The following is a 24,263-nucleotide window of genomic DNA, read 5'->3' as shown; positions in this document are numbered from 1 at the left end:
CCCGATCAGGGGGGGACCAATATGGTAAGGGGCGCCCGTGAACGCCGGCGCGGCCGGTCAGACGTTGAAGTACTTCGCCTCGGGGTGGTGGACGACCAGGGCCGACGTGGCCTGCTCGGGGTGCAGCTGGAACTCCTCCGACAGCGTCACGCCGATGCGCGACGGGTCGAGCAGCTCCATGACCTGCACCTGGTCCTCCAGGTTGGGGCAGGCCGGGTAGCCGAAGGAGTAGCGGCAGCCGGCGATGTTCACCTTGAGCATGTCGGCCAGCGACTCGTCGCCGCCGATGCCCAGCTCCGACCGCACCCGCGCGTGCCAGTACTCGGCCAGCGCCTCGGTGAGCTGCACAGACAGGCCATGGAGCTCCAGGTATTCGCGGTAGGCGTCCTTCGCGAACAGCTCGGCCGTGGCCTCGCTGATCCGGTTGCCCATCGTGACGACCTGGAAGGCGACGACGTCGGTCTCGCCCGACTCGCGGGAGCGGAAGAAGTCGGCCAGGCACAGGTGCCGGTCGCGCCGCTGGCGCGGGAAGGTGAAGCGGGTCCGCTCCTTCCCGTCGTCGTCGAGGATGATCAGGCTGTCGCCCTCGCTGACGCAGCGGAAGTAGCCGTAGGCCACCGCCGCCTCCAGCAGGTTCTCCGTCTGCAGCCGCTCCAGCCACATGCGCAGCCGGGGCCTGCCCTCGGTCTCGACCAGCTCCTCGTACGACGGCCCGTCGCCGCCCCGGGCGGCCTTGAGGCCCCACTGGCCCATGAACGTCGCCCGCTCGTCCAGGAAGGCGGCGTAGTCGGCCAGCGGGACGCCCTTCACCACCCGGTCGCCGACGAACGGCGGGGTGGGCACCGGGTTGTCCGCCGCGACGTCGGAGCGGGCCGGCAGGTCCTCCTCGGCGGTCCGCGTGAGCACCGCCCCGGTCTTCACCCGCCGCGCGCGCAGCGGCGGCAGCGTCGCGCCGTCCACGCCGCGCTTGACCGCCATGAAGGCGTCCATGAGGCGCAGGCCCTCGAACGCGTCACGCGCGTAGCGGACCTCGCCCCGGTACAGGTCGGCCAGGTCCTGCTCGACGTACGCCCTGGTCAGGGCGGCGCCGCCGAGCAGCACGGGATACTTGTCCGCGATCCCCCGGGAGTTCATCTCCTCGAGGTTCTCCTTCATGACCACCGTGGACTTGACCAGGAGCCCGGACATGCCGACCACGTCGGCGCGGTGCTCCTCGGCGGCCTCGAGGATCGCCGACACCGGCTGCTTGATGCCGAGGTTCACCACGTCGTAGCCGTTGTTGGACAGGATGATGTCCACGAGGTTCTTGCCGATGTCGTGGACGTCGCCCTTGACCGTGGCCAGCACGATGCGGCCCTTGCTGCTGCCCTCGACCTTCTCCATGTGCGGTTCGAGGTAGGCGACGGCCGTCTTCATCACCTCGGCCGACTGCAGCACGAAGGGCAGTTGCATCTCGCCGGAGCCGAACAGGTCGCCGACGACCTTCATGCCGTCGAGCAGCACGTCGTTGATGATCTCCAGGGCCGGCCGCTGGGCCAGGGCCTCGTCGAGGTCGGCCTCCAGGCCCTTGCGCTCGCCGTCGATGATGCGCCGCTTGAGCCGCTCCCACAGCGGCAGCCCGGCCAGCTCGGCCGCCTTGCCGGCCTTCATGGACGCCGCGTCCACGCCCTCGAACAGCTCCATGAACCGCTGCAGCGGGTCGTAGCCCTCGCGCCTGCGGTCGTACACCAGGTCGAGCGCGACCTGCCGCTGCTCGTCCGGGATCCGGTTCATCGGCAGGATCTTGGAGGCGTGCACGATCGCGGAGTCGAGCCCCGCGTTGACGCACTCGTTGAGGAAGACGCTGTTCAGCACCATGCGGGCGGCCGGGTTGAGGCCGAACGACACGTTGGAGACGCCCAGCGTGGTCTGCACGCCCGGGTAGCGGCGCTTGAGCTCGCGGATCGCCTCGATCGTCTCCAGGCCGTCGCGCCGGGTCTCCTCCTGGCCGGTGGCGATGGGGAACGTCAGGCAGTCGACGATGATGTCCTCGACCCGCATGCCCCAGGTGTTCACCAGGTCCTCGACGAGACGGGTGGCGATCCGCACCTTCCCCTCGGCGGTGCGGGCCTGGCCCTCCTCGTCGATGGTCAGCGCGACCACGGCCGCGCCGTGCTCCTTCACCAGGCGCATGATCTTCTGGTAGCGCGAGTCCGGGCCGTCGCCGTCCTCGTAGTTCACCGAGTTGACCACGGCCCGGCCGCCGAGCATCTCCAGCCCGGCCTCCAGTACGGGCGGCTCGGTGGAGTCGATCACGATCGGCAGCGTCGAGGCGGTGGCGAAGCGGAAGGCCAGCTCCTTCATGTCGGTCACGCCGTCGCGGCCGACGTAGTCGACGCACAGGTCGAGCATGTGCGCGCCGTCGCGGGCCTGCGCCCGGGCGATCTCCACGCACTCCTCGTAGTCGCCGGCCAGCATCGCCTCGCGGAACGCCTTGGAGCCGTTGGCGTTGGTCCGCTCGCCGATGGCGAGGTAGGAGGTGTCCTGCCGGAACGGCACGTGCTGGTAGAGCGACGCCGCGCCCGCCTCCGGGCGGGGCCGCCGCTCGCCGCGGGCGCGGCCGCCCACCCGCTCGACCACCTGGCGCAGGTGCTCGGGGGTGGTGCCGCAGCAGCCGCCCACCAGCGCGAGCCCGTAGTCGCGGGTGAACGCCTCGTGCGCGTCCGCCAGCTCCTCCGGGCTCAGCGGGTAGTACGCGCCGTCGGCCGTGAGCTGCGGCAGACCGGCGTTCGGCATGCAGGAGATGGGGATGCGCGAGTGCCGGGCCAGATAGCGCAGGTGCTCGCTCATCTCGGTGGGACCGGTGGCGCAGTTGAGACCGATCAGGTCGACGCCGAGCGGCTCGATCGCGGTCAGTGCGGCGCCGATCTCGGAGCCGAGCAGCATCGCGCCGTTGGTCTCGATGGTGACCTGCGCGATGATCGGCACGTCCCGCCCGGAGGCCTCGACCGCCCGCTTCGCGCCGACGACCGCCGCCCGCACCTGCAGCAGGTCCTGGCAGGTCTCGATGATCAGGGCGTCCGCCCCGCCCGCGACCAGGCCGGCGGCGTTGTCCCGGTAGGCGTCGCGCAGCGTCTCGTACGGCAGGTGGCCGAGCGTGGGAAGCTTCGTGCCGGGGCCCATCGAGCCGAGGACGAAGCGGGGCCTGTCCGGCGTCGACCAGTGGTCGGCCCGCTCCCTGGCCAGCCGCGCGCCGGCCTCGGACAGCTCGAAGATGCGGTCCTCGATGCCGTACTCGCCCAGGGCCGCCCGGTTGGCGTTGAAGGTGTTGGTCTCGACGCAGTCGACGCCCACCTCCAGGTACGCGTCGTGCACCGCCCGCACGATGTCGGGCCGGCTCACGTTGAGCACGTCGTTGCAGCCCTCGTGGCCCTGGAAGTCGTCAAGGGTGGGGTCGTAGGACTGCAGCATCGTCCCCATCGCTCCGTCGGCGATCAGAACTCGCTCGGACAGCACTTCTCGGAACGACGGTCTGCTGGTCATGGGGCAAGCCTATCGGCCCCGCCGGACGGAACACGGATCGTGCGCGCGAAACGGGAATACCGGCCGGGTAAGGGGCGTCCGATTCCCTGTCGCCGGAACGGCGCCGCAGGTCAGGGGAGCGCGACGGGCCGGTGCCCGGCGGAGGTGACGTACGGGGCCCCTCACCGAATAGTCTTGGACTGAGCCATACTGCACAAGGCCAGTGAGGAGGCGGCGCGTGATCGAGTTCGAAGGGCTCCCCGAGCTCGTCGACCCGGTGCTGATCGCCGCGTTCGAGGGATGGAACGACGCCGGCGAGGCGTCCAGCGGCGTGCTCGCACACCTCGAGTCCGAGTGGAAGGCCACCCCGCTGGTCGAGCTTGACCCGGAGGACTACTACGACTTCCAGGTGACCCGGCCGGTGGTCGAGCTCGGCGACGGCCTGACCCGCTCGATCGTCTGGCCGACGACCCGGCTGCTGCTGGCCCGCCCGCAGGGCGCCAAGCGCGACGTGGTGCTGCTGCGCGGCATCGAGCCCAACATGCGGTGGCGGTCGTTCTGCGCCGAGATCGTCGGGCTCTGCCACGACCTCGGCATCGAGCTGGCCATCCTGCTCGGCGCGCTGCTCAACGACTCGCCGCACACGCGGCCCGTGCCGATCACCGGCTCGGTCAGCGACCCCGGCATGGCTCGCGCGCTCAACCTGGAGCTGACCAAGTACGAGGGCCCGACGGGCATCGTGGGCGTGCTGCAGCACACCCTGGGCACCGCCGGGCTGCGTACGGTGTCCCTGTGGGCGTCGGTGCCGCACTACGTCGCCCAGCCGCCCAACCCCAAGGCCACCCTGGCGTTGCTGCGCCGCATCGAGGACATGCTCGACATCCCGATGCCGTACGGCGACCTGGCCGAGGAGGCCCGGGCCTGGGAGCACGGCGTGGACGAGCTGGCGGCCCAGGACAGCGAGGTCGCCGAGTACGTGCGTGAGCTGGAGGAGCGCAAGGACGCCGCCGAGCTGCCCGAGGCCAGCGGCGACGCCATCGCGGCGGAGTTCGAGCGCTACCTGCGCCGCCGCGACCGCGGCACCGACCGCTGACCCGGCGAGACGGCGTCCGGGCCGGCGCCGGAGCCGGCCGGGCCGGGCAGCGTCCTGCTCACCGCCCCGGCCAGAACGGGTCCCGGCCGATGAAACCCAGCAGTCTGGTCTGGGCGTCGGCGCCGCCGGGCACCTCGACCCGGGCGCCGAACTGGCCCGAGGAGCGGATCACCCGCTCCATCGGCTCCATCTCGGCGAGGAGCCGAGCGCAGAACCCCTCGTCCAGCCGGTCGTCCTGGCCGGTGGCCCTGGCCAGATCCCAGGTGTGCATGAACACGTCGGCGGTGTAGAACCGGTCGATCGCCGTCTCCAGCGGCAGCCTGCCGACATGCGGGTCGGCGAGCTCCCGGTGCGCCGTCTCCGGATCGTCGAGCACCGCCTGCACACCGTCGCAGTGAACCTGCCACGCGGCGACCGGGTCCTCGTCCGCGGACGGCGCGCGAGAGCGGATCGGCACCGGCAGTTCGACGCCGGCGCCGGAGGCGAGAAATCCGGGGAGCCATTCGGTCAGGTGACGCACGACGTCGCGGGCGGTCCAGCCGGCCACCGGGGCCGGCGCGTCCCAGCGCCGGGTGCCGCGGACCCGGTCGGTGAACAGCCCGGCGACCTGACGGTGCCGCTCGGCCGGGCGGTCAGACAGCGCCATCGGCGAGCATCCGGTCGAGCTTCGCGTAACCCTCGTCGACACCGGTCTCCATACCGCTGCGCAGCCACGCGTCGCGGCTGTCGAAGCTGTCGACCAGCGACTGCGTCCGCAGCCGCGTCCGGCCGTCGCCCAGGTCCTCGAACCACAACGTCTCCAGCGCGACCGCGTCGGGATCGCCCTCGAACGTGAAGGTCTGCACGATACGGTCCGGCCGAACATCGTGGAAGCAGCCGTGGAACCCGTATTCCGTGCCGTCGTGCACCGAGACGTACCGCCAGCTGCCGCCGGTACGCGCGTCCCAGTGCTCGATCCGGCTGACCGTGGCGTCGGGACCCACCCACCGGACGAACAGCGCGGGATCCGTGTGGGCGCGCAGCAGCTGCTCCGGCGTCGCCGCGAAGTCACGGCTCATCCGGATGACCGGCAGCCTCGGGTCGGCCTCGACGGCCGTCTCCGTGTTCCTCTTCATGCTCGTCTCTCCCCATTTCCGCCAGGACGGCGTCGAGGCGGCGGTAGCGCTGCTCGACGCGGTCCCGGTGCCGCTCGATCCAGGTGTCCATCAGGTCGAGGGCCCCGATCTCCAGGCGTACCGGCCGGGGCTGCGGCCCTCGCGGCCGGCTGACGAGCCCGGCCTCCTCGAGCACCCGCAGGTGCTTGTAGACGGCCTGCAGCGTCATCCGGTACGGCTCGGCCAGCCGGCTCACGGTCGCGTCGCCCTCCGAGAGCCGGGCGACCATGTCGCGCCGGGTCGGATCCGCGAGGGCCGCGAAGACGCGGGACAGCGCGTCCGTGGCCAACACCCCCTCAGTTTCAACCCGATGGTTTAAAGGACCGTACGCCGCGCCTCCTCCCTTCGTCAACCCTGCGGTTGAAAGCGCTGCTCATGCCGTACGCCGGGTCAGGCCGGCCACCAGCTGAGGTAGCGCTCACCGGTGTCGGGGAAGATCGTCACGATGGTCTGCCCGGACAGGTCCCGGCGGCGCGCGAGGTCCGCGCAGCCGTACGCCGCCGCGCCCGAGGAGACCCCGACCAGCAGCCCGGTGGTGGCCGCGATGAGGCGGGTCATGCGGGCCGCCTCGTCGTCCGGCACGGTGATCACGTCGTCGATGAGGGTGACGTCGGTGACGGGACTGATGAAGCCGCCGTTGAGGCCGGGGATGCGGTGCGGCCCCGGGGCGCCTCCGGACAGCAGGGGGGAGCCCTCCGGCTCCACCGCGACGACGCGCAGCCGGGGGTTGCGCTCGCGCAGGTAGCGGGCCGTTCCGGTGAGCGTGCCGCCGGTCCCGACCCCGCACACCAGCACGTCGACCTCGCCGCCGGTGGCGGCCCAGATCTCCGGTCCCGTGGTCGTGTAGTGGGCCATGACGTTGGCGGGGTTCTCGTGCTGCCGGGCGTACCAGGACCCGGGGACGGCGGCGTGCAGTTCGGTCGCCCGGTCGACGCAGCCCTGGAAGCCAAGGACGTGGTCGGTGAACTCGACCCGGGCGCCCAGCATGCGCAGGGTCAGCGCGCGTTCCTTCGACGCGTTGTCCGGCATCACCACGATGCACGGATGTCCCCGGCCCACCGCGAGCGCCGCCAGGGCGATGCCGGTGTTGCCCGAGGTGGACTCGATCACGGTCGCGCCGGGGGTCAGCGCCCCGGACGCCTCGGCCTCCTCGATCATGCGCAGCGCCACCCGGTCCTTGACGCTCGACAGCGGGTTGGCCGCCTCCAGTTTGGCGAGCACGGTGGCGTCCGGGGGCAGGCCGTCGAGGGCGAGACGGAGCAGGGGGGTGTTGCCGATGAGGTCGTCGATCCTGGTCGCTATGTCGCCGCGGATGAGGGGGATCATGGGTACTCCTTGCACGGGGCCGGCTCCCCGGCGCCGCGGGGCCCGCGGGAGCCGGCCGTGGGGTCGTGATTGAGGCGGTCATCCGGCGTGGCGCGGTTCCTTCGCGGCCACCAGCAGGTATTCGTGCGAACGGTTGGTCACCATCGGGTCGTCGTCGCTGACCGGCCGGTCGTAGCAGTGGATCCGCTCGTCCCCGAGGGTCAGATGCCGGCCGAGCACCCGGGCGACGTCCCAGGCCAGCGGCACGAACCTGCCGCCCAGCCGGCGGTTCTGCACGGCCAGCACCGCACGCGCGCCCGGCCGCATGACCCTCGTCACCGCGGCGAAGGCGTCGTCGAGCGCGTCCAGGTACTCCTCATAGTCCCGCAGCGCGTAGAACTGGCCCTCCACGCCGGAGTCGGTGTCCAGATTCGTCCCGAAGTAGGGCAGATCCGCCAGGACGAAGTCCACCGACTCCTCCGGCAGGGGCGGGGTGCGGGCGTCGGCGCACAGCATCGTCTGGCCGGGATACGCCTCCAGGCGCCTTCGGGCCTGCTCCGCGCGGTCGGGCGAGACCTCGAAGCCGATGCCCTTCCGGGACTCGACCGCGCACGCCACCAGCGTGGTCCCCCAGCCGGCGAAGGGGTCGAGCACCACGTCGCCCGGCTCGGTCATCTCGACGATCAACGGCCGCAACTGGCTCACCCAGCCGCACTGGCCCGCGGCCTCCGGCAGCGCGTACGCGGGGTCCTCTCCCTGCAGCACGTGCCAGCTCGATCTGCCCATCACTCCACACCAGCCTTCTGTGTCGCCGTCGCGGCGCGACGGTCTTCCGGTTGTGTCTCTTCCGGGTCCTCGGATATCCGCGGGTGGACGGCCCGGGCGGGCAGCCGGGACTCCAGGCGGAGCACGGTGAGGGCCGAGCAGGCGACGCCTCCCGCGAGCAGCAGCCACATGGAGGCCGGCGACACGCCCAGCAGCGCGGTCAGCACGGCCGGAGCCAGCGTGATCGGGATCGCCCAGGAGAACTGGTAGACCGCCATGTATCTGCCGTGGGTCTCCTCGGGGGCCGCGCTGGACACGAGCGCGGACAGCGGCGCGCCGTGCAGCATCTCCCCCAGGGTGAACAGCGCCGTCGCGGCGAAGACCCCGGCCAGGGCGACCGGCCGCGCGGGCACCCCGGCCAGCAGGGCGAACGCCGCGAACGACACCCCGAACGTGGCGGCGCCGGCCGCGACCGTGCGAGTGCGCCGATATCGGATCAGCCGCCGCGTCACCGGGATCTGCAGCAGCGCGATGCCGACGGTGTTGACGGCGTACAGCACGCCGACCAGCGACGTGGGGACGTCCAGTTCCTGGGTGACGTAGACGGGCAGCGCCACCGACAACACCATGTAGCCGAAGGCGGTCGGCACGTTCTGCAGGGTCAGCGCGAGGAACGTCCGGTCGCGCAGGACGAGCCGGTATCCCCCGCCCCGCCGCGCCGTCGCCGCCCGCCCTGCCGTACGGGCCCGTCCGCCGGGGACCGGGATCGTGCGGAGGATCAGCGCCGCGCCGGCGAACGCGGCCGCGCTGACGAGGACGATCACCCGGTAGGCGGCGTCGCTGCCCAGGCCGAGCGCGGCGCCCGCGATCAGGCCGCCCGCGCCGAGGCCGGCGTTGCGCAGGCTGCGCTGGGCGGCGAGGAGCCTGTCGCGATCGGCGCCCCGCGCGATCGCGGCGACGAACGACTGGATCGACGGCGGGTAGGAGCCGTCGCCGAGCGCCACCAGCGCCACCGCGAGGAACATCGTCAGCGGCGAGTCCACCAGCGGGTAGGCGGCGAACCCCACGGCGCGCACCAGGTAGCCGCCCACCACGACGGCCCGCGCGCCGAAGCGGTCGACGAGCACGCCCGCGACGGGGTTGCCGACCAGGCTGAACAGCGCCGCCGCGGTCATGATCACCCCGACCCGCTCGATCGGCAGCCCGGTGACGTGGTGGAAGAACAGCAGGGACAGGGGCAGGTACATGCCGCTGCCGGTGGCGTCGACCACCATCCCGGCCATGTACCGCGTCCGCGTCGACGGGCGGGTCACGACGGCACCGCCCCGATCCGCACCTGCTCCTCCAGCCGCGCGCCGAGCGAGCGCAGCCTGCGCTCGCACTCCGCTCGGGTGGGGGCCGAGGCGATCGCCACGGTCAGGAAGTCGGCCGAGCCCGAGGCGGGCGGCACCACCTGGCCCGCCTCGGCGTAGAGCCAGAAGTGCTCCACCCAGGGCTCCCGCGGCGCGTCGGGCAGCGCGTGGATCAGTCCCGGCCGCTTCATCATGAGCACCTGCCCCGCCATTCGCGCCGGCTCCGGCCGCCGCCCGGGACGTACGACCCGCTCCACGTCGGGCAGCGGCAGGCCGAGCTGGGCGCGGATGGAGCATTCGGCGAGGTTGACACCGAACAGGGTGTGGAAGACCTCGCGGATCTTCCCGCCGCCGGAGCGGCAGGCTATCTCGCACAGCACCAGCCGGTCGTCGGGCGTGTGGAAGATCTCCGCGTGGAAGGCGTGGTCGCGCAGCCGGCCGCCGGGCCGCCGCAGCGCCGCGAGCGTCCGCCCGGTCAGCTCCAGCAGGCGGCCGGTGAGCGGGTCGCCGGGGTCGAGCGCCAAGTCGACCCGGGAGCCGGGGTCGGTGCCGAACGACGCGAGCTCGTACTGGTACTGGGACGGCCAGGCCAGCACGACCTCACCGTCGACCACCAGCCCGTCGACGTGGCACATGCGGCCGGGCACGTACGCCTCCAGCAGCAGGTCGTCCCGCTGCTCGGCCCCCCGCAGGTTGCCCTGCTCGTCCCGCCGCTCGTCCCGCTGCGAGCCGTACGTCTCGGCGAGGAAGGCCGTCAGCGCGTCCCGGTCGCGCAGGATGCGCAGGCCGACGGAGTTGAAGCCGGCCCTGTTCTTGACCACGAGGGGGAATCCGTGGAGGTCGGCGAAGGCCAGCACGTCCGCCACGCTCCCCGGCACGGTGTGCGGCGCGACCTCGACGCCGGCCCGCGCGGCGTGCTCCTTCATCAGGGCCTTGTCGCGGAACGGCAGCACGTCGGCGGCCCGGGGGCCGGGCAGCCCGAGTTCCTCGCGCAGGGCGGCCACGCGCAGCACGTCGGCCTCGTGCTCCCCGATCAGGTGCGTGGCGCCGTACTCGGCGGCGAGGCGGGCGACCCGCCCGGCCACCTGGTCGTCGTGGTCGAAGAGCTCCAGGCGGGTGTAGCCGAGGTCGCCCTCCGGCACCCGCTCGCCGAACGGCTCGAACCTGTCGCGGGCGGCGAGGATCACCACGGGGCCCTCGTAGTCGCGCAGCCAGCGGTCGTACGGGAACGGCTCCAGCGGGTTGCGGTGCACGATGACGACACTCATGCCAGAGCCTCCGCGAACGCCGGCGCCGGGGCCTCGGCCACCTGCGCGAGCCAGGTCCGCCCGTTCTCGCCCGCCACCCGGATCCGGATGGCGTCCGCGGCGACCTCCGCGCCGCGGCGGATCGCCGCGGCCGTGTCGGGGCCGGTCACCGCCACCAGGCCGAGCCGGTCCCAGTTGTCGCGCAACGCGTGCACGGTGTCGCCCGGCTTGGCGGTGACGCGCACGTCCAGCACGCCGTCCCGCGCCGCGGCGTCGGCGACGCCCTCCACCGACTCGACCCGCCCCGGCTCGCTCACCAGGGAGCGCACGCTGGCCCCCATGTGCGCCTGCGGCCGGTCGGGCAGCTCGGGGACCAGCCCGAACGGCCAGCCCAGCGCGTACTCGACCAGGTCGATGCCGTACGCGCCGCGCACGAGCTCCGGGATCATGTCGCCGGCGACGCGGTTGTGGCTCTCGATGATCACTGGACCGCGCGGGCCGAGCCGCAGCTCCGTGTGCGTGACGCCGTCCCTGAGGCCGATCAGGTCCAGGAAACGGGACACGCTCGCGCGGATCCGCTCCCCCACCGGCTCGTCCAGCCGGGCGGGCACGGCGTGGCCGAGCTCCGCGAACCGGTCGGCGTGCACGAACTTCTCGGTGATCGCCACCACGACGTGCCGGCCCGCGAAGCTGAACGCCTCGACGCTGAACTCCGGCCCTTCGGCGTACTCCTCCATGAGGAAGTCCCGCAGGAGGTACATGGTCGAGACGCGGTCGGTCCGGGTGCCGCGCAGCCCTTCCACCGTGGCCCACACCCGCTCGGCGTCCTCCGGCCCCCCGATCCGGAAGACGCCGATGCTCGCGGTCGCGTCGGTCGGCTTGACGATGAACGGGTAGCCGTGGGCGGCGGCGAAGGAGCCCAGGTCCTCGCGCCGCAGGAGCGGCGCGGCGGCCAGCGCGGACGGGTCGAGCTCGGCGCCCGGCACCGACGCGAGGTGGCGGCGCATGGCGAGTTTGTCGCGGAACCTCCTGGTGACCTCGTAGCCGGTGCCGCCCAGGCCGAACAGGTCGTTGATCCGCCCCGCGTTCTCCAGTCCGGGCTCGGTGATGGACAGCGCGACGCGGAACCCTGGCTCCTGCCACAGCTGCCGGGCGACGGGCTCGACGGCCGCCCAGTCGGTGTAGTCCAGGACGCGCAGGACGTCGGCGAGCTCCTCCTGCTCGGGGCTGACCTTGGTCGGATGCTGGAGCAGCAGGACGGTCAGGCCCAGCTCCTTGGCTTTGCGCACGGTTTCGTCGGTGGCGCCGACTATCAGGACCGTGCTGTCCGGATTCATCGATCCACTCCTTTCGTCGGGGGGCCTGGACAGGGGGGCGCGGGCCGTACGGGACGACCTGCCGCGGTGACGCGGTGACAGCGGTGACAGGGGTGACGCCGGTGACATGGGAGCGAGGGCACGCGCGCCGGCGGGCACGTCGTGGAGGACGAGCGCCCGCGCACCGATGACGGCGTCGTCGCCCACGCGCACCGGGCCGAGGACGGTCGCGCCGACGCCCAGCACCACGCGGGCTCCGATCGCCGGGTGCCGGCGTTCCCCGTCCGCGCGCCGGTTGTCGCGCCACCAGCCGACCGCCCCCAGCGTCACCTGGTGGTAGACGGTCACGTCGTCGCCCACGACCGCGGTCTCCCCGATCACCACGGCCGCGCCGTGGTCGACGAAGACCCTGCGCCCGAGCACCGCGCCCGGGTGGATCTCCACCCCGGTGACGGCGCGCGCCAGGAGCATCAGCAGCCGGGCCGGCAGCCGTCGTCCGCGCCGGTGCAGCCGGTGGGCGACCCGGTGCAGCCACAGCGCCGGTAGCACCGGGTGCAGCAACGCCTCCTTCCGGTCGCGGACGGACGGGTCCCGCTCGACGATCGTCCGCAGGTCCTCGGCCAGGAGACGCAGCAGTCTCTCCGGCCGGTCACGGTCGGACGGCGGCGGAGGACTCCTGAAATCGGCATGCGGCATCTTCGCCTCCTCGCATTTCTCGGCGAATGAACCATCTGGCTGAAAACCCGGATTCACGAATGGCGGACCCGCCACATGGCCCGGACTTCTCCGCGACCATTCCCGGGACACTGAATTACGGACCCTTTTTCCTCGGTTATCGGTAAGCCTGAGGGAACCGGAACATGCAGGTCAACCCCTACGACTACGACCAACAACCCGGCCTCGGCAAGGTCACGACCCGGATCCGCCGGCGATGTGCGGCGCATTCGAAACGGTAACGAGGATCCCTGACACGAAAGCCGCAAGGGCAGGCCCATTTCCTCGGGCCGGTGCACGACTACCGGCCCGTCACCGCGTCGGCGATCAGGCCGAGGTCGCCGAACGCGGATGACGTCGCGGCAAACGCGGCGAAAGGCGAGAGAGCCGGGCTCGCACGACGAACCCCAATCGCCTCAGGCCGAGTCGCGAACCGTCGGCAACCGACGAGGCCTATGTCGAGGCCGCGGTGGAGCACGTCCGGCGGACGGGGGGGCCGTCCCTCTCTCACGGCACCGGGCAGGCGATCGCCGCAGGTGACGTTCCGCCTGAGTCCGGAGGAGAAGGCGGCCGCCAGGGCACTGGCCGAACGGGAGGGCAAGACCGTGTCTCAACTGGCCAGGGAGGCCTTCGCCCAGTACCTCCGCGACCACGCCGCCTGACCGGCTCTCGCCCTCGGCGCAGCCGGCGTACGGAAGGCTCGGCCGGAGCCCGCTCAGCGACGCGTGCCGGCGGCGTGCGACGCGGGGGCGGGCGGAACGGCAGTGCCGGGCCGGGCGAGGGCCTCGTCGAAGCGGGCCCAGACGAGGGCGGCCAGGTCGTCGTCCACGCCGAGGGGCGCGCTGACCAGGTCCGCGCCGCTCGTCAGCAGCCGGTCGTGGAAGAAGCCGGGCGCGAGCAGGTAGGAGGCGACGGCGACGCGCGGAGCGAGGCCGGCCCTGGCGCGCTCCAGCGCCTCGGCGACCGTGGGCGTCCCGGCCGAGGCGAACGCGGCGGCGACGGGACGCGAGAGCCGTACGGACAGCAGCCGGGCGGCGGCGCGGACGTCGTCCAGCGCGGCGGGGTCGGACGAGCCGGCCGCGCCCAGGATCACGGTGTCACAGGGCCGCAGGCCCGCCGCGGCCAGGCGCCGTGCCAGCACCGAGGTCAGCAGCCGGTGCGGCCCGAGCTGCCCGGCGACGACCGCGTCGGGCCGGGTGCGGGCGACGACGGCAGGCAGGTCGATGTGCGCGTGGTACCCCCCGGCGAGCAGCATGGGGACCACCACGACCGGTCCCGGCACCCGCGACAGCACGTCGGCCAGCAGCGGCGCGCTGATCTCCAGGAACCCGAGTTCGACCCGTGCGGCGGGCCTGGCCCGGCGCACCCGGGCCGCCAGGGAGTCCATGACCGACTCCCAGTGGCCGCTGCGGGCGCCGTGCGCCGCCATCACCAGGGTCGGGGTCACCGCTCGTCCCGGCCGCAGGCGAGGCGGTAGCCGCGCTTGACGACGGTCTCGACGATGCCCGCGGGGCCGAGCGCCCGGCGCAGGCGGGTGATGGCCATCTCGACCGCGTGCTCGGCCGAGTCGCGTGAGGGGCCGCCGGGCAGCACGACCCGCAGGTCGGCCCGGTTCACGACGTGCCCGGGGCGCTCGGCGAGCCGCTTGAGCACGGCCATCGGGGCGGGCGGCAGCGGCTTGAGCTCACCGTCGACCACCACCGCGTGGCCGCGGATCTCCAGGTCGTGTCCGCCCGCGACGAGCCGCGTGACGCCGCTTTCCGGCAGGTGGCGGGCGAGAGTCCGGGCGAGCGCGCCGAGGCGGGCCCGGTCGGGCTGGACGGCCCGCACGCCCCGCTGGGTCAGCGGCCCGGCCGTGACCGGGCCGACGCAGGCGGCCACCACGCGGGCGTCGAACGCCGCCAGCAGGGCCTCCTCCAGCCCGTCGGCGCGGGCGGCGCCCAGCATCGCGAGCACCGCGGGAGCGCTGGTGAAGGCCACCGCGTCCACCGAGCCGGTGATCACCTGGCTGATCAGGCGGCGCAGCGGCGAGGTGTCGCGGTAGGGCAGCCACCGGTAGACCGGCACCTCGATCACCTCGGCGCCCGCCGCCCGCAGCGACGCGACGAAGCCGTCCAGCGGCTCGCCGTGCAGCTGCACCGCGATGCGGCGGCCGTGCAGGTCCTGGGCGAGCAGGTACTCCTTGACCTCCTCGCACGACTCGGTGGCCGGGGTCCAGAAGTCCACCAGGCCGGCGGCCCGCACTGCCCCCCGCGCCTTGGGGCCGCGTGCGAGCAGCCGCGCGTTCCCGAGGTGGGCGTTGAGGTCGGCGGACAGGCCCCAGCCCTCGGCCGCCGCCATCCACCCCCGGAAGCCGACGCCCGTGGTGATGACCACGTCGTCGACGGGCGCCTCCAGGCACGCCCGGGTCGCGGCGAGCAGCCCGGCGTCCTCCGCGAGCGGCACGATGCGGATCGCGGGCGCCCGCACGACCCGGGCGCCCCGCCGCTCGAGGAGCGCGGCCAGCTCCTCGCTGCGGCGGGTCGCCGTCACCCCGATCGTGAACCCGGCCAGGGCGTCGGGCGCGGTCTCAAGGGTCATCGGGACCTCCTCCAGCAGCGCGGTCATACCACGCTCACCTCCACGGTTCCGTCCGTCACTCGGATGGGATAGGTCGGTACGGCGACGCCGGGGTCGTCCACGCACGCGCCGGTGACCAGCGAGAACACCTGCTTGTGCATCGGCGAGGCCACGGTCGGCTCGCCGTTCCTGGTGCCGACGATGCCCCGGGACATCACCTGCGCCCCGCTGAACGGGTCGAGGTTGCCCAGGGCGTACAGGGCGCCGTCGAAGGCGCGGAAGACGGCCACCTGCCGGTCGCCGACGAGCACCGCCGCGCCCCGCTCGGGCAGCAGGTCGGTGTAGGTGCAGACCGGGGTCCAGTGGCCGGCAAGGGCCGGGGTCACGTCGAGGACGGTCATCAGCGGGTCACCTCCAGGGGAATCAGCACCGGCTTGATCTGGTCGCGCTCGGTCTCGAAGGAGATCGAGGGGTCGGGAACGCCGGGGGCGTTCACGAAGCTGACGAAGCGGCGCAGCTTGTCGGGGTCCTCGATGGTGGCGCGCCATTCGTCGACGTACGTGGACACGTGCCGCTCCATCTGCGCGTCGAGTTCCGCGCAGATGCCGAGCGAGTCCTCCATGACCACCTCACGGAGGTAGTCGAGCCCGCCGTCCAGGTTCTCCAGCCAGGCGGCGGTCCGCTGCAGCCGGTCGGCGGTGCGGATGTAGAACATCAGGAACCGGTCGATGGTCCTGACCAGGTCGTCGGTGGACAGGTCGGACGCGAGCAGGTCGGCGTGGCGGGGCTTGAAGCCGCCGTTGCCGCCCACGTAGAGGTTCCAGCCCTGCTCGGTGGCGATGATGCCGAAGTCCTTCGACCGGGCCTCGGCGCATTCGCGGGCGCAGCCGGAGACGGCCGACTTCAGCTTGTGCGGCGAGCGCAGCCCCCGGTAGCGCAGCTCCAGGGCGATGGCCAGGCCGACCGAGTCCTGCACGCCGTACCGGCACCAGGTGGACCCGACGCAGGACTTCACCGTCCGCAGGGCCTTGCCGTACGCGTGCCCGGACTCGAAGCCGGCGTCGACGAGCCGGCGCCAGATGGCGGGCAGCTGCTCGACCCGGGCCCCGAGCAGGTCGATGCGCTGCGCCCCGGTGATCTTGGTGTAGAGCCCGAAGTCCCGGGCCACCTCGCCGATCACGATGAGCTTGTCGGGAGTGATCTCGCCGCCCGGGATGCGCGGGACGACCGAGTAGGTGCCGTTCTTCTGGATGTTGGCCAGGAACTGGTCGTTGGTGTCCTGCAGCGCGGCCTGCTCGCCGTCGAGGATGTGGCCGCGGCCGAGGGAGGCGAGGATCGAGGCGACCACCGGCTTGCAGATGTCGCAGCCGCGGCCGGTGCCGTGCTCGGCGATGAGCTGGGAGAACGTGGTGATGCCGCGGACGTTGACGATGTCGAACAGCTCGGCCCTGCTGTGCGGGAAGTGCTCGCACAGCGCCTTGCCGACGTCGACGCCCGACTTCACCAGGATCTGCTTGAGCATCGGCACGCAACTGCCGCAGGTGGTGCCGGCCCGGGTGCAGTCCTTGATCCCCTGTACGTCGGTCAGGCCCTTGTCGGCGATGGCCGCGCAGATCCTCCCCTTCGTCACGTTGTTGCAGGAGCAGACCTGCGCGTCGTCGGGCAGGTCGACCGACGCCTTGCCCGCACCGGCGAACAGCAGGTCGCTCGGCGCGCCGGGCAGCGGCTTGCCGACGAACGGCCGCAGCGCGTTGTACGGCCCGGCGTCGCCGACGCAGATGCCGCCGAGCAGGGTCTTGGCGTCGTCGCTGATGAACAGCCGCTTGTAGACGCCGCCCACGGGGTCCATGTAGGTGACGTCGAGCGCGCCCGACATGGCCCCGAACTGGGCGACCTCCACGCCGAGCAGCTTGAGCTTGGTGGACATGTCGGCGCCGGTGAAGGCGGCCGACCCGCTCATGATGCGCTCGGCGGCCACCTCCGCCTGGGTGTTGCAGGGCCCGACGAGGCCGTAGACCACGCCGCCCGCCAGGGCGCACTCGCCGATGGCGTAGACGTGCTCGTCGGAGGTGCGCATGCCCGCGTCGACCACGACGCCGCCGCGCTCGCCGACCTCCAGGCCGCAGGCGCGGGCGAGCTCGTCGCGCGGCCGGATGCCGGCGGAGAAGACGACGACCTGCGTGTCGATCGCCTCGCCGCCGGGCTTCACCAGCGACGCGACCCGGCCGTCCGGGCCCGCCTCGATCGAGCGCACGCCCGCGCCCGTGTGGATGGTGAGCCCGAGCCCCTCGATGTGGCCGCGCAGCACCGAGCCGCCGCCCTCGTCCACCTGGCGGGGCATCAGCCAGCCGCTCATCTCGATGATGTGCGTGTCGAGCCCGAGCCCGCGCAGCGCGTCGGCCGCCTCCAGCCCGAGCAGCCCGCCGCCGATGACCACGCCCGCGCGGGCGTCCCGCGACGCCTCCCTGATGGCGTCCAGGTCGTCGATCGTCCGGTACACGAAACAGCCCGGCAGATCCCCGCCCGGCACGGGCGGCACGAACGGCGCCGACCCGGTGGCCAGCACCAGCGCGTCGTACGGCTCGCTGTCGCCGGCGTCGGTGGTGACGACGCGGTTCGCGCGGTCGATCGCGGTGACGCGGACGCCGGTCCTGACCGTGACGCCGTCCGGCACCGGATAGGTGAGGTCCTCGACGCTCCTGCCGCTGAGGTAGGAGGTGAGCGCCACCCGGTCGTACGCCGGGCGGGGCTCCTCCCCGAACACGGTGACCGTCCCGTCGAAGCCGCGGTCGGCCAGCGTCTCGATCAGGCGGTGTGCCGCCGGGCCGTGTCCCACTACGACGAGTCTCATGCGCTTACGCCCTCCTGCTCACACAGCCAGCCGACGATGCCCTCCACCGCGTCGCGGCAGCCGCCGCACCCGGTGGTGGCCCGCGTCGCGGCGGCCACGGCCTCCACGTCCCGCGCGCCGGACTCCCAGCACGCCCTGATCTGGCCCTTCGTCACGTTGTTGCACTGGCAGACCCGGGCCGAGTCCGGCATCCGGGTGGGGCTGTCGGCCACGGCCGCGCCGCCGAGGCCGAGGTCGGGGAACAGCAGCCCGGTACGGTCGCCGGGCAGGGGCCCGCCCCGGTCGAACAGCTGGGTCAGCGTGCCCACGGCGGAGGTCTCGCCCAGCAGGATCGCGCCGACCAGCCGTCCGTCGCGGATGACGAGCTTGCGGTAGGTGCCCTTGTGCCGGTGGGAGAAGCGGACGATCTCCGCCTCGTCCTCGGTCAGCTGGGTCTCCCCCATGGCCGCGAGCTCCACGCTCTTGGCCTTCAGCCGGGTGACCAGCCGCGAGCCGCGGTAGCGCGCGCCCTTGTCGGCGCCGGTGACGAGGTCGGCCACGACCGACGCCTGCTCCCAGCCGGGGGCGACCAGTCCGTAGACGCGACCCGCGTGCTGGGCGCACTCCCCGATCGCGAAGATCGACGGGTCGTCGGTGCGCAGCTCGTCGTCCACGACGACGCCGCGCCCGACCTCCAGCCCCGCGTCGCGGGCGAGCCCGACGACCGGCCGTACGCCGCAGGCGAGCACGACCAGGTCGGCGTCGATCGACTCGCCTCCGGAGAGCTCCCCGCCGGCCAGCTCCACGTGCCGCTCGTGGATCGCGCTCACCGTGACGCCTGTCCGGATGGCGACACCGAGCGCGCCGAGCGTCTCACGGAGGATGAGCCCGGCCTCCTCGTCGAGCTGGCGCTCCATCAGGTGGCCGGCCAGGTGCAGCAGCGTCACCGGGACGCCCCGCCCCGCCAGGCCGCGCGCCGCCTCGATGCCGAGCAGCCCGCCGCCGACCACGACCGCGCTGCGCGCGCTCGCGGCGGCCTCCCTGATCCGCTCGCAGTCGTCCAGCGTGCGGAACGCCGTCGCCCGCTCCACGCCGGGGATCGGCGGGACGAACGCCTCGCTGCCCGTGGCGAGCACGAGCACGTCGTACGGCTCACGCGTCCCGTCGGCGGCGACCACCGTCTGGCAGTCCCGGTCGATCGCGGTGACCGCGACGCCGAGACGGGCGGTCACGTCGTGCTCGGCGTACCAGCGGGGGTCGAGCAGCCGGACCTGGTCCGGGCTCGACGTGCCGGCCACCACGTTCGACAGCAGCACCCGGTTGTACGGCTGCCAGGCCTCGGCGCCGAACACCGTGATCCTCACGTCCTTGTCCCGGGCGCGGACCTCGTTGACCAGGCGCGAGCCCGCCATCCCGTTCCCCACCACGACAAGTCTCATGCGACACGCTCCCCGTCTTCGCAGCGTTCGAGGGCGGCGGCGCAGACCTTGAACTCCGGCATCCGCGACGTGGGGTCGAGCGCCGGGTTGGTGAGCAGGTTGACGCCCTCCCAGTGGAACGGCATGAACAGCGTGTCCGGCCGGATCGAGGCGTTCACCCGGGCGACGCCCTCGGCGGCGCCGCGGCGGCTGCGCACCCGGACGCGGTCGCCGGGGGCGACGCCCAGCCGCTCGGCGAGGTCCGGGTGCAGCTCCACGAACACCTCGGGCGACGCCTGTGTGAGCGGGCGGATCCGGCGCGTCTGCGCCCCCGACTGGTAGTGGGCGAGCACCCGCCCGGACGTCAGGTAGAGCGGGAACTCCTCGTCCACGTCCTCGGCGGGCGGGCGGTGGTCCACCGGCACCATGCGTGCCCGGCCGTCCGGGGTGGCGAAGCGGTCCAGGAAGGGCCGCGGGGTTCCCGGGTGGGGCTCCCCCCGCGTCTCGGGACACGGCCAGAACACGCCGGTCTCGGCCGCGATCCGCTCGTAGGTGATGCCGGAGTAGTCGGCGACGCCACCGGCGGAGGCCCGGCGCAGCTCGTCGAAGACCGTGCGGGGGTCGGCGGGGAACTTCTCGCCGCAGCCGAGCCGCTCGGCGAGGCCCCGCAGGATCTCCAGGTCGGTGCGCGCGCCCGGCGGGGGCGCGGCGGCCTGGCGGCGCAGCAGGACCCGGCCCTCCAGGTTGGTCATCGTGCCCGACTCCTCGGCCCACTGGGTCGTGGGCAGCACGACGTCGGCCATGGCCGCGGTCTCCGACAGCACGAAGTCGGAGACCACGAGCAGGTCCAGCGCCTCCAGCCGCCGCGTGACGTGCCCGGCGCGCGGCGCCGAGACGACGGGGTTGGAGCCGAACAGCAGCAGCGCCTTCGGTCCCTCCGGGGTGCCGAGCGCGTCCAGCAGCTCGTACGCCGACCGGCCCGGGCCGGGCAGGTCGGCGGGGTCGATCCCCCAGACGGCCGCGACGTGCGCCCGCGCCGCCGGGTCGTCGATCTTGCGGTAGCCGGGAAGCTGGTCGGCCTTCTGGCCGTGCTCCCTGCCGCCCTGGCCGTTGCCCTGGCCGGTCACGCAGCCGTAGCCGGAGCCCGCACGGCCCGGCAGCCCGAGGGTGAGCGCCAGGTTGACGAACGCGGTGACCGTGTCGGTGCCCTTGGCGTGCTGCTCGGCGCCCCGCCCGGTCAGCACCATCGCGCGCCCCGCCTCGCCGAGGATCCGTACGGCCTCGCGCATCCGGGCGACCGGGACGCCGGTGACGCGCTCCACCCGCTCGGGCCACCAGGCCGACACGGAGGTGCGCACCGCCTCGAAGCCGGTCGTGCGGGCGGCCAGGTAGTCCAGGTCGGCGTACCCGTCGGCGATCGCGATGTGCAGCAGGCCGAGCGCCAGCGCGAGGTCGGTGCCCGGGGTGACCTGCAGGTGCAGGTCGGCCATCTTGGCGGTCGGGGTGAGGCGCGGGTCGACGACGACGAGTCTGCCGCCCCCGGACCGCATCGCGGTCAGGTGCCGCACGAAGGGGGGCATGGTCTCGGCGACGTTGCCCCCGGCGAACAGGACGGCGTCCGCGCGGGCGACGTCGGTGATGGGAAACGGCAGCCCTCGGTCCATGCCGAAGGCCCGGTTGACCGCGGCCGCCGCCGACGACATGCAGAACCTGCCGTTGTAGTCGATCTGGCTGGTCCGCAGCGCCACCCTGGCGAACTTGCCGAGCTGGTAGGCCTTCTCGTTGGTCAGCCCGCCGCCGCCGAACACCGCCACGGCGTCCGGCCCGTGTCCGGCCCTGACGGCCTCGATCCGGGCGGCGACGTAGTCGAGGGCCTCGTCCCAGCTCACCGGGCTGCCGTGCAGCAGCGGAGTGGTGAGCCGCTCGGGCGAGGTCAGCAGTTCGGCTGCCGTCCAGCCCTTCTGGCACAGGCCGCCGGCATTGGCCGGGATGTCCTCCCGTGGGCTGATCTTCCCCTTCGAGACGTACATGCCGCACTGCAACGCGCAGTAGGGGCAGTGCGTGGCCGAGCCCACGGTCGGGTCCGCGGCGGCCTGTGACATCACAGGTCCGGGAGCGTGTAGTGAGATCGGCATGGATCCGATGGTGCTTACAGGCGGTTTCACCGCTGGGTCCCTTCTGTTACCGCTGTGCTACAAGCCGCCAACCGCGCTAACTTGGGCGAGCGCGGCGTGTGAGAGACCCCGTCGTCTCGAAAGCTCACTTGTGCTGTCGCCGCTTGTGAGGCATCGGTCCGGAAAAAGGGCGGGCGCCGCTCGGGCGCCCGCATCGGGAGTTCAGACGCGGGCGGCCGCCAGGCTCGGCGCTGCCTTCGCGCCGAGGGTCCGCATGTAGCAGAACCAGGTGAGCGCGAAGCAGACCGCGTAGAAGGCGGCGAAGGCCGCCAGCGCGGCCCCCGCGCCGCCGGTGGCGGCGATGGAGCTGCCGAAGCCGCGGTTGATGAAGAACCCGCCGAAGGCGCCGATCGCGGAGATGAACCCGATGGCCGCCGACGCGTCGCGCTTGCCGGTCGCCAGCGCCTCCTCGTACGCCGGGGTGCCGGGATCGAGGCCGCCTACGGCCTTCGCCCGGAAGATCGCCGGGATCATCCGGTACGTGGAGCCGTTGCCGACGCCCGCGGTGCCGATCAGCAGCATGAAGGCGGCGAAGAACAGCGCGAAACTGTGCGCGGTCGTGGCCTGCCAGACGAGCAGGACCGAGACGATCATCGCGGCGAAGTTCCAGAACGTCACCGAGGCTCCGCCGAGGCGGTCCGACAGCCAGCCGCCGACGGGCCGGATGACCGAGCCGACCAGCGGGCCGAGGAACGCGAGCGAGGTCAGCGCGGCCTGCTCGGGGAACTGCGACTTGATGAGCAGCGGGAACGCCGTCGAGTAGCCGATGAACGAGCCGAACGTGCCGATGTAGAGGATCGACATGATCCACGTCTGCGCCCGGCCGGCCGCCTTGGCCATCTCCTTCGGCTCCGCCTTGGCCGAGGTGAGGTTGTCCATGCAGAAGTACGCCCCGGCGGCGGCGGCCAGGATGAACGGCACCCAGAACAACCCGGCGGCGGCCAGCCCGAACCCCGCGATGACCAGCGGCATCAGCAGCTGCACGGAACTGACGCCGATGTTGCCGCCGGCCGCGTTCAGGCCGAGGGCGGCGCCCTGCCTGTTCTGCGGGTAGAAGTAGGTGATGTTGGCCATGCTTGAGGCGAAGTTGCCGCCGCCGAGCCCGGCCGTCGCCGCGATCGCCAGGAAGGCCCAGTAGGGCGTACCGGGGTCGTTCACCGCCACCGCGAGCAGGCCGGCGGGCACCAGCAGCAGCAGCGCGCTGACCACGGTCCAGTTCCGGCCGCCGAACCGGGCGGGCGCGAAGGTGTAGGGGATGCGCAGCGCGGAGCCCACCAGGTTGGGCAGCGAGACGATCCAGAAGAGCTGGTCGGTGGAGAACTTGTAGGCGCCGAGCTTGACGGCGACGATGCTCCACACGGTCCACAACGTGAACCCGAGGTGTTCGGCCAGGATCGAGAACACCAGGTTCCGCCGGGCCACCTTCTTGCCGGAGCTCTCCCAGAAGGCGGAGTCGTCCGGTCTCCAGTCACCGATCCAGCGGCCCTTCCCGGGTGTCGCCGCCTGTGTCGCCGTCATCGTTCCTCCCGCGTCTGTGTCGGCTGGGGCCGGTATCAGAAGCTAGGAAGAGCGCGTTACGCACTTTGACCATGCGTGACCGTGCGGCCGTTACATGTGCCGCACCCGCGAAACACGCAATCCACAGGCATAACGGATGCAACATCGGGTTAACACGGGCGTGCCCCTCGTGTGGCCCGCGTTTCCTCCGCGTGACGTCGCGCGATCCGCGCCCGGCCTGCCGCCGTCACACAAGGTCAGCACATCGGCCCCGGCCCGTAACGCGGGTATTTCGTGAAATTCCCGCGATCGCGGTAGCGCCATTCCGTGACCGGACTGCGGCATTTTCCGCCGCGGGATGGCACGGACATTTCGGTTGACATGTGACCGGTTTTCCGACCGCAGGAATATCCGCGGCGGAGAAAGGGGATACCGATGCCGCCTCCCCCCGGACGAGGGCCCCCGAGGGCCCGCGCGCACTCGGGGAGGACGGATGCCAGCGGTCTCGCGCCGCGCGTTCCTTAGGTCGGGGTTCCTGCTGCCGGCGCTCCTGGCCGCACACGGTGGAATCGTCGCCGTCGCCACGCCCGTCTGGGCCGGAAACCGCCCGCGGCGGCCGCGCGTGTACACCCGGTCCGACTGGGAGGCCGAACCGCCGAGGAGCAAGGCCGAGGTGCTCGACCGGGCGCCCGACCGGCTCGTCGTCCACCACACGGCGACGGCGAACACGGGCCCGGCCGACCTCGAGGCCGCCTTCCGGCTGTCCCGGTCGATCCAGCGCTACCACATGCGGCGCAACGGCTGGGAGGACATCGGCGAGCAGTTCACCGTCAGCCGGGGCGGATACGTGATGGAGGGCCGCAACCGCTCGCTGCCGGCCGTCGAGGCGGGCAGGCACGTGCTGGGCGCGCAGGCGGCCGACCACAACGACCACACGCTGGGCATCGAGACCGAGGGGACGTACACCTCCCTCCTGCCCCCGGCCCGCCAGCTGTCCGCGCTGACCACGCTGCTCGCCTGGCTGTGCGACGCGTACGACCTCGACCCGCACGAGGCGATCGTCGGCCACCGCGACCTCAACCGGACCGCCTGCCCGGGCGACCGCCTCTACGCGTACCTGCCGCGGCTGCGGGACGACGTCGCCCGCCGTCTCGGCGGTCGCGGGTCCGGACGGGACGAGCCCCCGCCGCCGCGGCTCGCGCTGACGGACGACTACGAGGGAGTCGCGCTCATCGGCGACCTGCCGTACGAGCACGGTCCCGCGGTGGGTCCGCACGACCTGTCCCGCTGACACGGCACGGGCGGCCCCCTCCTTTGGGGGGCCGCCCGTGCCGGCGG

19 protein-coding genes are annotated in these 24,263 nt (G+C 72.8%); 3 read left to right on the top strand and 16 right to left on the bottom strand.

The window, feature by feature from the left end:
- Positions 1 to 57 precede the first annotated feature (57 nt).
- Positions 58 to 3,522: a methionine synthase gene (gene metH, locus HHX30_RS13410; protein WP_169982255.1), complete on the bottom strand. Its 3,465-nt coding sequence runs from the start codon at positions 3,520 to 3,522 to the stop codon at positions 58 to 60.
- A gap of 217 nt (positions 3,523 to 3,739) precedes the next feature.
- On the opposite strand from metH, the gene HHX30_RS13405 reads away from it, so the two are divergent.
- Complete coding sequence (locus HHX30_RS13405; RefSeq protein WP_169982254.1) at positions 3,740 to 4,594, top strand: PAC2 family protein; 855 nt, start codon at positions 3,740 to 3,742, stop codon at positions 4,592 to 4,594.
- Positions 4,595 to 4,652: 58 nt separating this feature from the next.
- Here HHX30_RS13405 and HHX30_RS13400 read toward each other — a convergent pair whose 3' ends face one another.
- The 8 genes from HHX30_RS13400 to epsC form a co-directional block, all read right to left on the bottom strand.
- The gene (locus HHX30_RS13400; protein WP_169982253.1) at positions 4,653 to 5,240 is read right to left on the bottom strand and encodes a TIGR03086 family metal-binding protein; all 588 of its coding nucleotides are present in this window, start codon (positions 5,238 to 5,240) and stop codon (positions 4,653 to 4,655) included.
- Positions 5,227 to 5,709, bottom strand: coding sequence for an SRPBCC family protein (locus HHX30_RS13395; RefSeq protein ID WP_169982252.1), 483 nt, complete (start codon positions 5,707 to 5,709; stop codon positions 5,227 to 5,229). The genes HHX30_RS13400 and HHX30_RS13395 overlap by 14 nt, the downstream gene beginning before the upstream one ends.
- On the bottom strand, positions 5,642 to 6,040 hold the full coding sequence (locus tag HHX30_RS13390; protein ID WP_396703870.1) for an ArsR/SmtB family transcription factor: 399 nt from the start codon (positions 6,038 to 6,040) through the stop codon (positions 5,642 to 5,644). The genes HHX30_RS13395 and HHX30_RS13390 overlap by 68 nt, the downstream gene beginning before the upstream one ends.
- A gap of 98 nt (positions 6,041 to 6,138) precedes the next feature.
- Positions 6,139 to 7,074, bottom strand: a complete 936-nt coding sequence (locus HHX30_RS13385; protein ID WP_169982251.1) for a PLP-dependent cysteine synthase family protein — start codon at positions 7,072 to 7,074, stop codon at positions 6,139 to 6,141.
- A 78-nt stretch (positions 7,075 to 7,152) separates the two neighbouring features.
- Positions 7,153 to 7,839, bottom strand: coding sequence for a TRM11 family methyltransferase (locus HHX30_RS13380; RefSeq protein ID WP_169982250.1), 687 nt, complete (start codon positions 7,837 to 7,839; stop codon positions 7,153 to 7,155).
- Positions 7,839 to 9,131 carry an MFS transporter gene (locus tag HHX30_RS13375; protein WP_211591980.1) on the bottom strand — a complete coding sequence of 431 codons (1,293 nt, stop codon included), beginning with the start codon at positions 9,129 to 9,131 and terminating at the stop codon, positions 7,839 to 7,841. Before HHX30_RS13375 ends, HHX30_RS13380 begins: the two co-directional genes overlap by 1 nt.
- Complete coding sequence (locus HHX30_RS13370) at positions 9,128 to 10,438, bottom strand: hypothetical protein (RefSeq protein ID WP_169982249.1); 1,311 nt, start codon at positions 10,436 to 10,438, stop codon at positions 9,128 to 9,130. The genes HHX30_RS13375 and HHX30_RS13370 overlap by 4 nt, the downstream gene beginning before the upstream one ends.
- On the bottom strand, positions 10,435 to 12,429 hold the full coding sequence (gene epsC / locus HHX30_RS13365) for a serine O-acetyltransferase EpsC (RefSeq protein WP_211591979.1): 1,995 nt from the start codon (positions 12,427 to 12,429) through the stop codon (positions 10,435 to 10,437). The genes HHX30_RS13370 and epsC overlap by 4 nt, the downstream gene beginning before the upstream one ends.
- A 473-nt stretch (positions 12,430 to 12,902) precedes the next feature.
- Between epsC and HHX30_RS43720 the strand changes: the two genes are divergently transcribed.
- Complete coding sequence (locus HHX30_RS43720) at positions 12,903 to 13,109, top strand: plasmid mobilization protein (RefSeq protein WP_283246764.1); 207 nt, start codon at positions 12,903 to 12,905, stop codon at positions 13,107 to 13,109.
- A gap of 53 nt (positions 13,110 to 13,162) precedes the next feature.
- Here the strand turns inward: HHX30_RS43720 and HHX30_RS13350 are convergent, their stop codons facing one another.
- The 7 genes from HHX30_RS13350 to HHX30_RS13320 all read right to left on the bottom strand — a co-directional run bounded on the left by HHX30_RS13350 (position 13,163) and on the right by HHX30_RS13320 (position 22,946).
- Positions 13,163 to 13,894, bottom strand: a complete 732-nt coding sequence (locus HHX30_RS13350) for a CbiX/SirB N-terminal domain-containing protein (protein WP_311922353.1) — start codon at positions 13,892 to 13,894, stop codon at positions 13,163 to 13,165.
- Positions 13,891 to 15,054 (bottom strand): uroporphyrinogen-III synthase, encoded by a 1,164-nt coding sequence (locus HHX30_RS13345; protein WP_169982247.1) that lies wholly within the window; start codon positions 15,052 to 15,054, stop codon positions 13,891 to 13,893. Before HHX30_RS13345 ends, HHX30_RS13350 begins: the two co-directional genes overlap by 4 nt.
- Complete coding sequence (nirD, locus tag HHX30_RS13340) at positions 15,051 to 15,407, bottom strand: nitrite reductase small subunit NirD (protein WP_169982246.1); 357 nt, start codon at positions 15,405 to 15,407, stop codon at positions 15,051 to 15,053. The genes HHX30_RS13345 and nirD overlap by 4 nt, the downstream gene beginning before the upstream one ends.
- Positions 15,407 to 17,857 (bottom strand): nitrite reductase large subunit NirB, encoded by a 2,451-nt coding sequence (gene nirB / locus HHX30_RS13335; RefSeq protein ID WP_169982245.1) that lies wholly within the window; start codon positions 17,855 to 17,857, stop codon positions 15,407 to 15,409. Before nirB ends, nirD begins: the two co-directional genes overlap by 1 nt.
- Positions 17,854 to 19,275, bottom strand: coding sequence for an FAD-dependent oxidoreductase (locus HHX30_RS13330; protein WP_169982244.1), 1,422 nt, complete (start codon positions 19,273 to 19,275; stop codon positions 17,854 to 17,856). The genes nirB and HHX30_RS13330 overlap by 4 nt, the downstream gene beginning before the upstream one ends.
- The gene (locus HHX30_RS13325; RefSeq protein WP_249350024.1) at positions 19,272 to 21,356 is read right to left on the bottom strand and encodes a molybdopterin oxidoreductase family protein; all 2,085 of its coding nucleotides are present in this window, start codon (positions 21,354 to 21,356) and stop codon (positions 19,272 to 19,274) included. Before HHX30_RS13325 ends, HHX30_RS13330 begins: the two co-directional genes overlap by 4 nt.
- A gap of 234 nt (positions 21,357 to 21,590) precedes the next feature.
- On the bottom strand, positions 21,591 to 22,946 hold the full coding sequence (locus HHX30_RS13320) for an MFS transporter (RefSeq protein WP_169982242.1): 1,356 nt from the start codon (positions 22,944 to 22,946) through the stop codon (positions 21,591 to 21,593).
- 472 nt (positions 22,947 to 23,418) lie between these two features.
- Between HHX30_RS13320 and HHX30_RS13315 the strand changes: the two genes are divergently transcribed.
- Positions 23,419 to 24,216, top strand: a complete 798-nt coding sequence (locus HHX30_RS13315) for a peptidoglycan recognition family protein (RefSeq protein ID WP_169982241.1) — start codon at positions 23,419 to 23,421, stop codon at positions 24,214 to 24,216.
- The last annotated feature ends 47 nt before the right edge of the window (positions 24,217 to 24,263 follow it).

Source organism: Microbispora sp. H10836, assembly GCF_012999525.1.
Lineage (GTDB): Bacteria > Actinomycetota > Actinomycetes > Streptosporangiales > Streptosporangiaceae > Microbispora.
The sequence above is the reverse complement of the archived record's forward strand: the minus strand, read 5'-3'. Positions and strand labels throughout refer to the sequence as shown.